Below are 14,442 nucleotides of genomic sequence, written 5' to 3'. Positions count from 1 at the left end.
GCCGCTGTCGCTACGAACGCGCCGCGACCACGATCTTCAGCGTCGCCGTCGAACGGCGGCCCGCCGTGTCGGTGACAGCCGCGAGCAGCGTGTGCGGGCCGAGCTCGAGCGACGCCGTGTCGAGCGACGCGACATAGGTGCGAGAGGCCGGCTGCCACACGTACTGCACGCCCTCCGAGTCGATCCGCAGGTTGTAGGCCTGGAGATCGTCGCCCGACAGTGCGACCGAGACCTGCACCTCGCCCGACACGGTCGAGCCATTCGCAGGCGCGACGAACGACACGCTCGGCGCATTGTGGACGATGAAGGACACGGTGCGTTCGGTCGTGCCGCCGTCCTTGCCGACCGCGTCGACCTTGAGCCGATAGCTCCCGTCGGAGAGCGTCGTCGTGTCGACGGTGAGCCTCGGGTGGGCGCCCGCGTTCGTGCTCCCGAGAGCGAGCGCCTCCTTCGTCGTGTTGTCAGTAACCCAGGTTCCGCCCCGGTTGAGCTCGATGTACGTGTACGAGACGTCGTCGGGATCGGCCCGAGTGACGTCGAACCGCGCTGTGCCGCTCACCGTCTGCCCGTCGTGCACCGAGACGTCGGCGATGCGCGACGATGGGGCGACATGGGCGAACGCTCCGCGGTCCGGTTTCGTCCCTGCCGCCACCGCCGTCCCGGCGTAGTCCCGCCCGCCGTTGGCGTGCTTGCCATCGACGGTCGTGCCGGCTGCCGTCTCGACGACGACGCCGCTGCCGATGCTGGACGAGCCCGCCTTCAGCGCGTAGCCCCCGAGGTCGGGAGCCTGGTAGGCGCCGCCCGCGACCGTCGTCGTCGTGCCGGTTCCCGCCGCGACCAGACCGGGGTCGGAGGTCAGCTTGTGCGGGTCGTCCGGCTCGCCGTCGGTGTGCTGACCGTAGATCGTGTTGCCATCGAAGGTCAGCGCGTCGGAGATGTCGTGGCCCTGGTCGACGTAGTTCCACCTCGCCGCGCCGTCGAGGTAGAACACGTTGTCGTAGAACGCCGCCGACGTCGGGTAGGTACCGTTCCACGCCCAGAAGTTCACCGGGCTCGCTTCGATGCCGTCGCCGACGTAGATCGTGTTGTTGTAGATCAGCGCGCCGTCGGAGTACCCGCTGAACATGAAGCTCCGTGCGCGGTCGTTCTGGCTGACGTTGTACCGGATGACGGCGTCCTGCGACGTCACCCCGCTCCCCGGCCCGGTGTCGTTCGAACCCTGCCCAGGGGCGCACAGAAGCATGAAGCCCCCGTCGTTGTCGTGCGAGTAGTTGTACTGGTAGACGGTCCCCGTCTGGCCGTAGTCGACGTCGTAGCCCTGGCCGTCCTGGGTCGAGTGCCCGCCCGAGGCCTCGTTCTCCTGGAACACCGTGTCGTCGGCGTTCCACGCCCAGATCCCCGCACTGGCGCCCCCGCTGCGCAGGTTGAACCCCGCCACGGTGTTGTGCTCGACGAGCGCCGCCTCGGTGACCTGGGGCAGGATCCCGTCACCGGCGACGTCGGAGACGTAGTTGTCGCGGATCACGACGTCCGTGCTGGGGTACCAGGGCGACAGCGACCGTGCGATCGGGTCGGCCAGATCACCCACGTTGTCGATGTCGGCACGCAGGTTCTGACGCGAGTTGGTCACGATGCCCTGCCGGTTGACCGTGTGCACGTAGTTGCCGTCGACCAGGACGCCGTCGTAGTTCGACCGGACGTCCGTGTCGGGCGCCTTGAGCATCACGGTGAACATGATCCCGGCGCTGCCCCAGTACGTCTTCGCGGCTTTGTCCCCGAGCACGTCGTGGACGTCGTTGTCGAGGACCTGGATGTCGTGGAGCGTGCCGGCGTCGTGGTTGAGCACCAGGATCCCGGTCCGCAGGGTCGAGTCGCCGGTCGTCCCGGTCGAGCTCGGCGCGCGGTTGCTCACGTCGAGGTCACGGACCACCCAGTGCTCCTGGTTGTCCAGGTGGACGGAGGCCGAGAAGTCCTGCGTGGCCGGTTCCAGGTGGCTGTCCGCGCCCTTCACGAGGTTGTAGGTGTCCATCGTCGTGATGTCAGCACCACCGTCGATGTGCGGCCGCTCGGTCGTCGAGCCGTAGCGACCGAGAGTGATCGGTCGGCCCACCGTGCCGCTGCCCTGCGGGTGCAGCGTCACGCCCTCCCACGAGTCGCCGGCCTTCAGGAGGACGTGGTCGCCCGCAGCGAAGGTCGACGCGTTGACCTTCGCGACGGACTTCCACGCAGTCGCCGCCGAGAGGCCGTCGTTGTCGTCGTCACCCTCGGACGACGACACGTAGTAGGTCGTGTCACCCGGCGACACGACGCCGTCGACCGGTTCCCCCGGCTCCGTGGGGTCTGTAGGGTCGGCCGGTGGGTCGGCGTCCACGACCGCGACGTCGTCGAGGTAGCCCGCCCCGTCGCCGCTGGTCGCGGAGTTCTGCGCGAGGATCCCGACCACGCTGTGGGTCGCGTCCGTCTGGAAGTCGATCTCGAACCGCGTCCAGTCGGCCCCGTCGACGCGGTGCTTCTCGGCCTCCACGACGTTCGCGTGGTCACCGTCGAAGTAGCGCAGCGCCACGAACAAGGAGTCGACTCCGGAGTCAGCACGGGCGTAGCCGCTGACGACGTATCGATGGCTCGACTGCAGCCCGCTGACGGTCTGCGACAGGCTCGAGCCCGCCGGCAGCTCGGCGAACCGCTCCCCCTCGTCAGGGTCGCCGGCCCCGGCGCCCGACCCCACGACCTGCACCCGGTCGGCGGGGTACTGGGTCCACGGGGCGATGCCACCCGACTCGAACCCGCCGTTCACGGCGAGGTTGTCAGGCGTAGCGGACGCCGTGGTGACGGACGTGGCAGCACCGCCCGCAACGGCCGCCGACGCGGACGCTCCGGGGACTGCGAGCGCCTGCCAGCCGAGCGCGAGAGCGCCCGCGGCGGCGAGCGCAAAAAGACGTAACGACACAGATCCTCCTCGATCCGAGGCCGGTATCAGGGCAGGGCGCGGCTGAGGTCGACGTCGACGTCGACGTGGGCCCTGCTCACCAGCCGATCTACGTGCTTGCTGTACTGGTCGTGCTCGTAACGGACTCGGGTCTCGTCCTTCACCTCCTCGAAGGTCGGCGCGGCACCTGCCGTGCGGCTCACGGCCTGGACGACGAGTAGCCCGCCGTCGGCGTCGTCACGGACGACCGTCGCGTGGCCGGGCTCGAGGTCCGGCGCGGCGGCGGCCAGGGACGGGCGCGTCCGCGCAAGATCGGCGTCGGCGAGGTCGAGCCTCTCGGAGCGCACGGTCGCGTGGAGCCCGTGCGCGCGGGCCGCGCCCTCGAGGGACGTGCCCGCGGACACGGCGGCGGCCGTGCTGCCGGCGGCACGGCGACCGGATGAGGAGTCGTCGGCTCGCACGGTCCGGACTGTCAGCGTGCCGGCGGTGACGGGGTACTCGGCCACGTGTGCGCGGTAGTGCGCGCGGAGCGCGGCGTCTGACGGACGGATCTCGCCGGTACGGACCAGGTCGTCGAGGAGCTGCTGCTCGACCGTTGTCTCGACGCGCGCGTAGTAGGTCGCGAGGTTGTAGGACGACGGGCCGTAGACGACCCCGCCGCCGGCCTCGTCCTGGGCGCGCGACGCGTTCTCCTTCGCCAGCTCGCGCTGGACGTCCTCGAAGTCGACGGCGGTCACCAGTCCCCGCGACGCCGCCTCGATCTGCGCGACCTTGAAGCGCTCGATGTCGTAGAGCGCGGAGCGCCGTCCCTTCGCGGTTGTGAGGTCGGCACCGGACACAGCCGCGGAGGTGCGCAGCTCGTCTGCGGTGATCGCGTGCCCATCGACCCGCGCCACGACGGTGTCCGCGTGGGGCGACCGCATGGCCGCGCCGGTGGAGGGCGGCGTCGACACGCCGATCGGGCTTCGGTGCTCCGCAGTCCCCGCGGTCCCCGACCGCGCGACGGCCCAGGCGCCCGTGGCGGCGAGCGCCGATGCGAGGATCACGGCCGCCGGCAGCCAGGCCGCGGCGCGCCACCGCCTGCTCGTTCGCTCGACGGGCCGGCAGCGAGGTCGACCCGAGGTTGTTCGCGTGCCCACGACGGCTCCTTCGCCCTCGGCTGGTGGGACCGGCGGTGGTGCGGTCCATCGCCCGAATGATAGTAGCGCTTCACGTGATGCGCGTCGCAAGATGCGTCGCGATGAGAGCGATAAGGTCGGCTCGATGCCGAGAGCGCCGCTGTCGGCGCACGCACCGCGGCGACAGCCGCTCGGCAGGAGGCACAGTGGGCACAGCGGGACGTCGGGACGAAACGAGCACGGGCACGGACGTCGCCCCCAGGGTGCGTCGGCGTCCCACCCAGGCGGACGTCGCCCGGCAGGCCGGCGTCTCCGTCAGCATCGTCTCGGCCGTCATCAACGACCGCCAGTACGGCAACATCCGGGTCTCGGACGCGACCCGCCAACGCGTCCGGAAGGCCGTGCAGGAGCTTGGCTACGCCCCGAACCTTGCGGCCCGCGGCCTCGCCGGCGGGACCAACCGCCTGATCGGCGTCTTCACCTTTCAACGGATCTTCCCTCTCGCCAAGGAGGACTTCTTCTACGAGTTCCTGGTCGGCGTAGAGGAGGCGGCCGAGGAAGAGGGCTACAACCTGCTGCTGCTCACCGCCGCCAAGGACAAGGCGGGCCAGCGCTCGCTCTACCCCGAGGGCACCAACGGCATGCAGCTCGCGGACGGCGGCGTCCTCGCCGGGTGGGACGAGTCCGCCGACGAGATCCGCCGTCTCGCCGCCGAGGCCTACCCGTTCGTGTTCATCGGACGACGCGAGATCCCAGGGGTCGAGCTGTCGTACGTCGCGGCCGACTACCGCTCGGCGACACGCGAGCTCACGGACAGGATCCTGCGCTCGGGGCGGACCGTCGCGTTCGTCCGCGGTTCCTCCGCCCCCGAGCTCGTACCCGGGCGACAGCAAGGTTTTCGCGAGGCGCTCGGCGCCAGCCCGACAAACCAGCGAGACGACGCCACCTTCGCGACCCTGCCCCCGGAGCCGTCGCTGCTGGACTACGCCCAGCTCGTGACCTGGGCGAGCGAGCACTCGGTCGACTGCCTGCTGGTCGAGAACTCCCGGCACGCCGTCGGCGTCGACGAGGTCGCTCGTTCGCGGCCGTCGGGCGCACGCCTCCAGGTCTTGAGCCTCGGCGGTGCCCCCGAGGAGGAAGCTGCAGCGCGACTGGGCGGGCTGGTCATCCCGCGCCGGGAGATGGGCAGGGAGGCGGTACGCCTCCTCGTCCGCCTCATCACGGAGCCCGGGGCCGGCCCTCAGCGCACGACCCTCCCGGTCGAGGTCCACGTCCCCGCCTGAGACCTCCGATCGGCCGCCACGGCATCGCGAGCAGTGAAACCTGGGTAGTTGATGCGCATCACCTAAAGCGCTACTATCACTCCTCGAACCACTGCGAAGGAGCACGAGTGAGCGAGTACCAGGCAGACATCGCCGTCGTCGGGGGCGGGTTGGGTGGCATAGCAGCCGCCCTGGCCGCCGCACGTGAGGGCAAGCGGGTCGTCCTCACCGAGGAGTCGACGTGGCTGGGCGGCCAGCTGACCAGTCAGCTCGTACCCCCGGACGAGCACCCGTGGATCGAGGCCACCGGGCGCACGAGGTCGTACGCCGAGCTCCGCGACCGCATCCGCGCCTACTACCACCGCAGCTACCCGCTGTCGCCGGCTGCCGCGTCCGAGGTCCGGCTGAACCCCGGCCAGGGTGGGGTGAGCGCGCTGTGCCACGAGCCGCGCGCCGCGCTCGCGGCCATCGACGAGATGCTCGCGCCGTACGAGGCCGATCGACGGCTCGTCGTCCTGCGCGAGCACGAGCCCGTCCGCGTCACGACCGATGGCGACCGCATCGCGTCGGTCACGGTGCGCGACCGGCGATCCGGCGACGAGCACGACCTCGTCGCCTCGTACGTGATCGATGCGACCGAGCTCGGCGACCTGCTGGAGCTCGGCGGCGTGGAGCACGTGATCGGCGCGGAGTCACGCGACGACACGGGCGAGCTCCACGCGGTCGACGGGCCTGCGGCTCCGCTCGACCAGCAGGCCATCACGTGGTGCTTCGCGCTCGACTACCTGCCAGGCGAGGACCACACCATCGAGCGCCCGGCCGGGTACGACGCCTGGCGCGACTACAAGCCCGAGTTCTGGCCGGGCCCGCTGTTCAGCTGGACCGACGTGCTGCCCACCACGCTCGAGGAGCGCACCGAGGCGATCTTCGCGGCGCCCGACTCCCCGCGGGGCGGCGTGCACCGCGACCGCTGGAACTTCCGCCGCGTCCTGTCCTCCGCGCACTACCCGGCCGGACGCTACCGGTCCGACATCACCGTCGTGAACTGGCCGCAGGTCGACTACTGGCGGGGGCCACTGCTCGGTGTCGACGAGACCACACGCGACCGCAGCCTCGCCGAGGCGCGCGAGCAAGCCCTGTCGTTCGTCTACTGGATGCAGACCGAGGCACCCACGCTCGACGGCACGAACGGCTATCGGGGCTTGCGCCTGCGCCCCGACGTCACGGGCACCCCAGACGGGCTGGCCATGCGCCCATACATCCGGGAGTCGCGACGACTCCTCGCCGAGACCCGCGTCCTCGAGGAGCACGTCGGCGTCGAGGCTCGCGAGCGAGCCGGGCTCCCCGACGGCGCGGCGACCTTCCACGACACCGTGGGCGTGGGCTCCTATCGCATCGACCTGCATCCCTCGACCGGACGTGACGGCCACGAGCACCCGCGCACCTACGTGGACGTCTCGAGCTACCCGTTCCAGATCCCGCTCGGAGCGCTGCTTCCGCGGCGTGTTGACAACCTGCTCGCCGGCGGGAAGAACATCGGCACGACCCACATCACGAACGGCTGCTATCGGCTGCACCCCGTGGAGTGGAACATCGGAGAGGCCGCGGGCGCGGCCGCGTCCTATGCGCTGGACCACCAGGTCGCCCCCGGGGGATCCGGGCCGACGAGCGACTGCTCGCGGACTTCCAGCGTCACCTCTCGCAGGAGCTCGGCTTCTGCCTCGAATGGCCCGAGTGGGCGCGCACCATTCGGAACTGACGCGAGCGGTCGCAGACGACCGACGCACCACCGAAGGAGGAAACTATGGCAGTTTCAAGGGCACTCACGCTCCGCCCGCGACTGGCCGCGGGGGCGATCGTCGCCAGCGCGGCGATCGCTCTCGCCGGCTGCGGTCTTGGCGGCGCCTCGGGTGACGGCGACGACGGAGGAAGCACCTCAGGCTCGAAGAGCCTGTCCGTCTGGTTCCCCGGCAACGACCCGAACGAGTCCAAGCTCGTCGAGAAGACGCTGGTCCCCGAGTTCGAGAAGCAGACCGGGGCGCACGTCGACGTCACGTACGTGGACTACGACAACCTGTCGCCCAAGCTCTCTGCGGCGCTCGCTGCGGGCACCGCGCCCGACGTGTTCGGCAACGGCCCGGCGGCCGTCGCCGACCTCGTGACCAACGACCGGATCGAGGACCTCACCCCGTACGTCGACAAGCTGAGCCAGTCGGACCGCGACGACCTCGGGGCCGCACTCCCCGGCGGCCAGGTCGGCGGCAAGCAGTACCTCGTGCCGCTGCAGATGCAGGGTCAGCTCCTCGCGTACGACAAGGCGGACTTCAAGGCGGCGGGCCTTGACCCGGACAACCCTCCGACGACCTGGGAGGGCATCCGCGACGCCGCCGCGAAGCTCACCAAGCGCGACTCGTCCGGGAAGATCACCCGGTCGGGCATCCTGCTCGCGACTGACCCGATCGGACGCCAGCAGTCCTTCGCCACGCTGCTCGCTTCCGCCGGCGGGACGCAGCTCAACGACGACGGCACGACCGCGTTCAACTCCCCGCAGGGAACCGCCGCGCTCGACTACTACACGAGCCTCTACCGCGGATGGGACGGCAACAAGCCGGTCGCGACCGGCATCGGTGTCACGTACTCGGCCAATCCCCCGCGCAGCAGCCGCTCGTCCTCGACACTGCGTCAATCACCAACCTCAACGTCAACGGCATCGTCAAGATCGCGCAGGCCAACCCGAAGCTCGACCTCGGCGTCATCCAGCCGCCGAAGCTCGCCGACGGCGAGCAGGGCGAGGCATTCGGTGGCGCCGGTCCCGGCCTCATGATCAACAAGGACTCCAAGAGCAAGGACCTCGCCTGGCAGTTCATCGAGTTCATGGTCGGCAAGGACGTCAACCTGCAGTACGTCCAGTCGTTCGGCGGCCTACCGGTCCGCACCTCGGCGGCGGACTCCGACTACGTCAAGGACTCGCCCGTCCTGCAGGCGGCGCTCCAGGCGTTCAAGCAGTTCGTTCCCAACCCGAACGTCGCCGGCTGGGTCCAGGCGCGCGACACGATGGACACGTACCTCGAGCAGGCCCTCAACGGCAAGCTCTCCACGAAGGACACCCTCGCCAAGATGAGCACGGAGGTCGACTCCGTGCTGAAGAAGAGCCGATGACCACGACCCCCGTCCAGGGTCGGACCGCGTCGCGGCCGGCGGAACTCCGCCGGCCGCGACGCTGGACCCGACAGTCGCTCGCCGGCCTCGGCATGGCCACACCGGCGATGCTGTACATCCTCGTCTTCAGCCTGGTCCCCGTGGTCTACGGGCTCTGGCTCAGCTTCACCAGCTACAACCCGCTGCGCAGGACACCGCCGCAGTGGGCAGGGTTGTCGAACTACACGGACATCTTCACGTCGGGCGAGTTCGGGAACGCGCTCAAGGTGACGGCCCTGTTCGTCGTCATGGTGCTACCCCTGACCGTCGCGATCGCGACCGGGCTGGCGCTGCTCGTCAACCGACCCTTCCGTGGCGTCGGGTCGGTGCGTTCCGCGCTCTACATCCCGAACATCGTCTCGCTCACCGCGGTCTCGATGATCTGGCTGTGGATGTACTCGCCCAACGGGCTGTTCAACGAGGTGCTCGGCCACCTCGGGCTGCCGTCGCAGGACCTCCTGCACGACGAGCACTGGGCGCTCGCAGCCGCGGCCGTCATGCGGATCTGGAAAGCGCTCGGCTCGAACATGGTCCTCGTGCTCGCAGGGCTCCAGTCCATCCCGAAGGACCTCTACGAGGCCGCCCGCGTCGACGGCGCCGGGCCGTGGGCGCAGTTCCGCTACGTCACGCTGCCGGGTCTGCGGCCGATCTTCGTGTTCGTCGTCGCGATGGACATCATCTATCTGGCGCAGAGCTTCGCCGAGATCTACGTGCTCACCCAGGGCGGTCCGCTCGGCTCGACGACGACCGTCAACTACCTCATCTACACGACCGCGTTCCAGTACAACCAGTTCGGCTCGTCCGCCGCAATGGCGTTCGTGCTCTTCGCCTTCATCGGCGGGCTCTCGGTGATCTCGGTGCGCGGCATGCTCGGGAGGTCCCGCTGATGGCGACCCAGACCCTGACACCGGCGACCGGGCGCCGCGACGGGCCCGGCACGGCCCGCCGCACACTCTCGCGCAGCGGCCAGCGTCGGGCGGCGAACTCGACACGGATCGCGCTCCTCGTGGTCGTCACCGTGCTCGTGCTCGTCCCCTTCATGTGGATGCTCTCGCTCGCGTTCACACCCGAGGACCAGGCTTTCGGCTCGGTCAGCCTGTTTCCGGCCCACCCCACGCTGGCCAACTTCGACGCCGCGCTGCACCAGATCGACCTGCTGCGCGCGCTCGGCAACTCGCTCGTCGTCGGCGCGCTGGCCGTGCTCGTGAACTGCATCGTCGCGCCGCTCGCGGGCTACGCCTTCGCCCGCCTCAAGTTCCCGGGCAGCGGCGTCGCCTTCTTCGCCATCGTCGCGACGACCGCGATCCCGGTCTCGGTGACGATGATCCCGCTGTTCCTCATGACGAGGTCGATCCCGCTCACAGGCGGGAACGACCTGTTCGGCGTCGGCGGCACCGGCCTGCTCAACACGCTCCTCGGTATCTCGATCCCGCACCTCGTCGGCGCGATGAACATCTTCCTGTCCCGCCAGTACTTCTCGACGATGCCGGGCGAGCTCGCCGAGGCGGCGCGCCTCGACGGCGCCAGCGAGCTGCGGATCTTCTGGGGCGTCTACCTCCCCTCGCGAGGCCCCTGCTCGCCGTCGTCGCCATCTTCTCGTTCACCGGCACGTGGGACGACTTCCTCTGGCCGCTCGTGACGACCACCTCGGAGAAGGCCTACACAGTCCAGCTCGCGCTCGCGCAGTTCAACGCCACCGGGAACGTCCAGTACGGCCCGCTGATGGCCGGCGCAGTCCTCATCACGCTCCCTGTCCTCGCGGTCTTCCTCTTCAACCAGCGCTCCTTCATCTCCGGCCTGGCCGACGGGAGCGTGAAGGGATGAGGACGAGACCCGCCCCGGGCGCCCTCGTCTTCGGCGCCGACTACAACCCCGAGCAGTGGCCCGCCGAGACGGTCGAGGAGGACGTCGCCCTGATGCGCGAGGCCGGCGTGAACCGCGTCAGCCTCGGGATCTTCGCCTGGTCGGCGCTCGAGCCCTACCCGGGTGTGTACGACGACGCGTGGTTCGGTCGTGTGCTCGACCGGCTGGCTGACGCGGACATCGGCGTCAACCTGGCGACACCCACCGCGTCACCGCCACCGTGGCTCGTGCGTGCGCACCCGGAGATGCAGCTCGAGGACGCGCACGGCCGCCGGGTGCCCGCTGGTGGGCGCCTCTCCTGGTGTCCCAGCTCGGACGTGTTCTCCGCGCAGGCGGAACGTATCGTCACGCACGTCGCCGAGACGTTCGGTGACCATCCCGCCGTGCGCCTGTGGCACGTGTCGAACGAGCTCGGAAACGAGAACGCCCAATGCTTCTGCCAGGCGTGCGCTCGCCGCTTCCGGTCCTGGCTCGCCCGCCGCTACGGCGACGTCGGCACGCTCAACGAGGCGTGGGGCACCGCGTTCTGGGGGCACGGGCTGTCCTCGTTCGACGACGTCCAGTCGCCGCGGGCGTCGCGGAACCCGCCCGACCCGGCGCTCGCTCTCGACTACCGGCGGTTCTGCTCGGACGCTCTGCTCGGCCACTATCGCCACGAGGTCGAGATCCTGCGGCGTGTCACCCCGGCCGTGCCCGTGACGACCAACTTCATGGTCGCGCAGGCGCAGGATGCCGTGGACTACGCCACGTGGCGCGACCACGTCGACCTCGTCGCCAACGACCACTACACGGTCGCGGCCGATTCTCGCCGCCACGTCGAGCTCGCCCTCAGCGCGGACCGCACCCGCGGGCTCGCGCGTGGCGAGCCCTGGCTCCTCATGGAGCACTCGACGAGCGCCGTCAACTGGCAGGCCAGGAACCGCACCAAGGAGCCCGGCGAGATGCTGCGCGACTCGTTGACCCACGTCGCACGCGGCGCGGACGGGGCGATGTTCTTCCAGTGGCGTGCGTCGCTGGCGGGCAGCGAGCAGTTCCACTCCGCGATGCTCCCGCACGCCGGGACCGGGACCCGCGTGTGGCGCGAGGTCGTCGAGCTCGGCGACGTCCTGCGACGGCTCGCGCCCGTGCAGGGGACGCGCGTCGAACGCGCGCAGGTGGTCCTGCTGTGGGACGTCCCGTCGCAGTGGGCGCTGGAGGCAGCTCGGCCGCCCAGCGTCGACGTCCGCTACGCCGACGTCCCGGCGGCCGCCTACACGGCGCTCTTCGACCGGCAGGTCGCCGTCGACGTCGTCCCGGCCGCGGACGCGGCCGAGCGGGCAGCGCTCGACGACAGGCGCGTGATCGTCGTGCCGACGACATATCTCGCTCACAGCGGCCTCGCGGGGCGACTGGAGGATGCCGCGCGCCGCGGCGCCCACGTGGTGGTCACAGCACTGTCCGGCGTGGTGGACGACACGGCACGGGTGATCCCCGGCGGCTACCCCGGCGCGTTCCGCGGGCTCCTGGGGGCATGGTCGGAGGAGTTCCTTCCGCTGCAGGAGCACGAGACGGTCGACCTCGACGACGGGAGCGTCGTCAGAGTCTGGACCGAGCACGTGCACGTCGCGGACGGCACCGAGGTCGTCGCGGCGTACGCCAGCGGGCCGCTCTCGGGGCTGCCTGCGATCACCCGGCGCGCGCTCGACGAAGGGACGGTGACCTACGTGTCGTGCGTCCTCGAGCAGGCAGCGCTCGCGCGGCTGCTCCAGGACGTCGTCGCGCGGGCCGGCGTGCTGCCCGTTGCAGCCGCCGACGCCGGGATCGACCTCGTCCGACGCAGCGGCCAGGGCCGGAGCTTCCTCTTCTGCCTCAGCCACCTCGAGCACGCAGGCAAGGTCGACGTCCACGGGAGGGACCTCGTCTCGGGCCGGCTTCTGTCAGGGGTCACGGAGATCCAGGCCGGCGGCGTCTTGGTGGTGGACGAGGTCCCATCCTCGCACCAGCAGCTCGACGGACAACTCGACGGAGAGGACGCATGATCACCACAGGGCGGGCGCCCGCGCCCGACGACGCGGGAACTGCCTCGACGCCCGAGCTCCGCTTCCCTGCCGGCTTCTGGTGGGGCGCCGCGACCGCCGCACACCAGGTCGAGGGCAACAACACGACGTCGGACTGGTGGACGCGAGAGCATCGCCGCGACAGCGACCTGCCCGAGCCGAGCGACGACGCCGTGGACTCCTACCACCGCTATCCCGAGGACGTCGCGCTGGTCGCGGACGCCGGTCTCGGCATGTACCGGTTCTCCGTGGAGTGGGCGCGCATCGAGCCGGAGCAGGGCTCGTTCTCGCGAGCCCAGCTCGACCATTACCGGCGCATGGTCGACGCGTGCCGCACCCGCGGCGTGGAGCCCATGGTGACGTTGCACCACTGCACCAACCCGCTGTGGTTCGCGCGGCGCGGCGGGTGGCGGGAGGACGATGCCCCCGACCTGTTCGCGCGCTACGTCGAACGAGTCCTGCCCGTGCTCGACGACGTCACCTGGGTGTGCACCATCAACGAGCCCAACATGCTCGCCTCGTTGCGGGACTGGGAGGCCGTCGAGATGCTCGCCTCGCGCCGTCCCGAGCCGGACGTGCACGTCGCCGAGGTCCTGGTTCGCGCCCATCGCGGCGCACGCGAGGTCCTGGCCTCGTCTGGCGGGCTGCTCACCGGCTGGACGATCGGGACGCAGGACTTCCAGCCGCTGCCCGGGGCCGAGGACGTGGCCCGGGACTACGGCTACTATCGCGAGGACTTCTTCACCGAGTCCGCCGCGGGCGACGACTTCATCGGGGTCCAGAACTACTCCCGGACCGTCATCGGTCCGGACGGCCCGCTCCCCTTGCCGCCCGGGGTCGAGACGAACATCCTGGGGTGGGAGTACCACCCGGCCGCGCTCGGCAACGCCCTGCGCCACTCGTGGGAGCTCGGGCGTGGGACCCCTCTGATCGTCACCGAGAGCGGCCTCGCCACCCGCGACGACGAACGACGCATCGATCACACGGCAGCGGCGCTCGAAGGGGTTCGCGCGGCCCTCGACGACGGTGTCGACGTCCGCGGCTACCTCTACTGGTCGCTGCTGGACAACTACGAGTGGGGCAGCTACGACCCGACGTTCGGCCTCGTGGCCTGGGACCGCGAGACCTTCGAGCGGCGACCGAAGCCGTCGCTCCGCTGGCTGGGCGACGTCGCTCGCACGGGAGTCGTACCGTCTCGACCTCGGGCACGTGGCTCGGCGGCGTGACGGCGCCTCCGCTCCGACTCGGGGATCCGGCGCTGGCGCACCGCGACGGGTTCGTGGTGGTGCTCCCGGGCGGCGGCTACCGCCTGCGCGCGGAGCACGAGGGCATCCAGGTGGCGCAGTGGCTCGCGTCCGAGGGGATCCGGGCGGGCGTCCTCGACTACACGGTCGACCCGTCCCCGGCCTCGATCGTGCTGGGCGAGGTCCTCGGTGCCGTCGCGGACGTTCGTGCCGGCCGCTACGGCGCGGTGATGGGGCCCGTCGCGTTGCTCGGCTTCTCGGCCGGCGGCCACCTCGCCGGGCTCGCGGCCACGGCGACAACCGCCGAGCTTGGGCCGGATCGCGCGCGACCTGACCTCGTCCTGCTCGGGTACCCCGTCGTCTCGATGGTCCGATCACCTCACCAGGGGTCACGGAAGTCGCTGTTGTCGGGTGCGCCGGGCCGAGAGCGCGCCACGCTCGCACGTGCCCTGTCGGTCGAGCAACGTGTCGACGACACGACTCCGCCTGTCTTCGTGTGGCACACGGCCGACGACGAAGTCGTGCCCGCGTCGCACACGGTGGCCCTGGCAGCTGCGCTGATCAACGCGCGCTGCGAGGTCGAGGCGCACGTCTACCCCCGCGGCGAGCACGGCCTCGGTCTCGCCGCCCTCCCCGACGGACGCAGCTGGCGGCCCACGGCGCTGCAGTGGCTCCGCTCGCACGGGATCGGAAGGTAGGTCCCGCACCAGGGACCCGGCCAGGGTGCCCGACGGACGCGACCCGCCGCCCCGTGGGCGGATCGTCGTGCCATGGACACCACGACGACCCGCCTCG

At 70.6% G+C, this 14,442-nt stretch carries 12 protein-coding genes; 10 read left to right on the top strand and 2 right to left on the bottom strand.

The features are described 5' to 3' along the window. Nucleotides 1–10: 10 nt before the first annotated feature. Both QQK45_RS08525 and QQK45_RS08520 read right to left on the bottom strand, forming a co-directional pair. A complete protein-coding gene (locus QQK45_RS08525) occupies nt 11–2,947 on the bottom strand; it encodes a carbohydrate binding domain-containing protein (protein WP_284292894.1) in 2,937 nt (978 codons plus the stop codon). A gap of 26 nt (nt 2,948–2,973) precedes the next feature. Continuing rightward, entirely contained in the window at nt 2,974–4,065 is a 1,092-nt protein-coding gene (locus QQK45_RS08520; RefSeq protein ID WP_284292893.1) for a peptidyl-prolyl cis-trans isomerase, read from the bottom strand. Between the two features lie 242 nt (nt 4,066–4,307). Between QQK45_RS08520 and QQK45_RS08515 the strand changes: the two genes are divergently transcribed. The 10 genes from QQK45_RS08515 (at nt 4,308) to QQK45_RS08470 (ending at nt 14,345) form a co-directional block, all read left to right on the top strand. Next, a complete protein-coding gene (locus QQK45_RS08515; protein ID WP_284292892.1) occupies nt 4,308–5,327 on the top strand; it encodes a LacI family DNA-binding transcriptional regulator in 1,020 nt (339 codons plus the stop codon). Nucleotides 5,328–5,434: 107 nt separating this feature from the next. Then, entirely contained in the window at nt 5,435–7,468 is a 2,034-nt protein-coding gene (locus QQK45_RS08510) for an FAD-dependent oxidoreductase (protein ID WP_284292891.1), read from the top strand. Further along, complete coding sequence (locus QQK45_RS08505; protein WP_284292890.1) at nt 7,366–8,130, top strand: extracellular solute-binding protein; 765 nt, start codon at nt 7,366–7,368, stop codon at nt 8,128–8,130. The genes QQK45_RS08510 and QQK45_RS08505 overlap by 103 nt, the downstream gene beginning before the upstream one ends. Then, on the top strand, nt 8,016–8,465 hold the full coding sequence (locus QQK45_RS08500; protein WP_284294983.1) for an extracellular solute-binding protein: 450 nt from the start codon (nt 8,016–8,018) through the stop codon (nt 8,463–8,465). Before QQK45_RS08505 ends, QQK45_RS08500 begins: the two co-directional genes overlap by 115 nt. Then, nucleotides 8,462–9,391, top strand: a complete 930-nt coding sequence (locus QQK45_RS08495) for a carbohydrate ABC transporter permease (RefSeq protein ID WP_284292889.1) — start codon at nt 8,462–8,464, stop codon at nt 9,389–9,391. Before QQK45_RS08500 ends, QQK45_RS08495 begins: the two co-directional genes overlap by 4 nt. After that, on the top strand, nt 9,391–10,143 hold the full coding sequence (locus QQK45_RS08490) for a carbohydrate ABC transporter permease (RefSeq protein WP_284292888.1): 753 nt from the start codon (nt 9,391–9,393) through the stop codon (nt 10,141–10,143). Before QQK45_RS08495 ends, QQK45_RS08490 begins: the two co-directional genes overlap by 1 nt. After that, nucleotides 10,140–10,328, top strand: coding sequence for an ABC transporter permease family protein (locus QQK45_RS08485; protein WP_284292887.1), 189 nt, complete (start codon nt 10,140–10,142; stop codon nt 10,326–10,328). The genes QQK45_RS08490 and QQK45_RS08485 overlap by 4 nt, the downstream gene beginning before the upstream one ends. Continuing rightward, nucleotides 10,325–12,385 carry a beta-galactosidase gene (locus QQK45_RS08480; protein WP_284292886.1) on the top strand — a complete coding sequence of 687 codons (2,061 nt, stop codon included), beginning with the start codon at nt 10,325–10,327 and terminating at the stop codon, nt 12,383–12,385. Before QQK45_RS08485 ends, QQK45_RS08480 begins: the two co-directional genes overlap by 4 nt. Continuing rightward, nucleotides 12,382–13,629, top strand: a complete 1,248-nt coding sequence (locus QQK45_RS08475; protein ID WP_284292885.1) for a glycoside hydrolase family 1 protein — start codon at nt 12,382–12,384, stop codon at nt 13,627–13,629. The genes QQK45_RS08480 and QQK45_RS08475 overlap by 4 nt, the downstream gene beginning before the upstream one ends. Beyond that, nucleotides 13,626–14,345 carry an alpha/beta hydrolase gene (locus tag QQK45_RS08470; protein WP_284292884.1) on the top strand — a complete coding sequence of 240 codons (720 nt, stop codon included), beginning with the start codon at nt 13,626–13,628 and terminating at the stop codon, nt 14,343–14,345. Before QQK45_RS08475 ends, QQK45_RS08470 begins: the two co-directional genes overlap by 4 nt. Nucleotides 14,346–14,442 lie beyond the last annotated feature (97 nt).

The organism is Luteimicrobium album (assembly GCF_030161555.1).
In the GTDB taxonomy this organism is placed as follows: domain Bacteria; phylum Actinomycetota; class Actinomycetes; order Actinomycetales; family Cellulomonadaceae; genus Luteimicrobium; species Luteimicrobium album.
The sequence above is the reverse complement of the archived record's forward strand: the minus strand, read 5'-3'. Positions and strand labels throughout refer to the sequence as shown.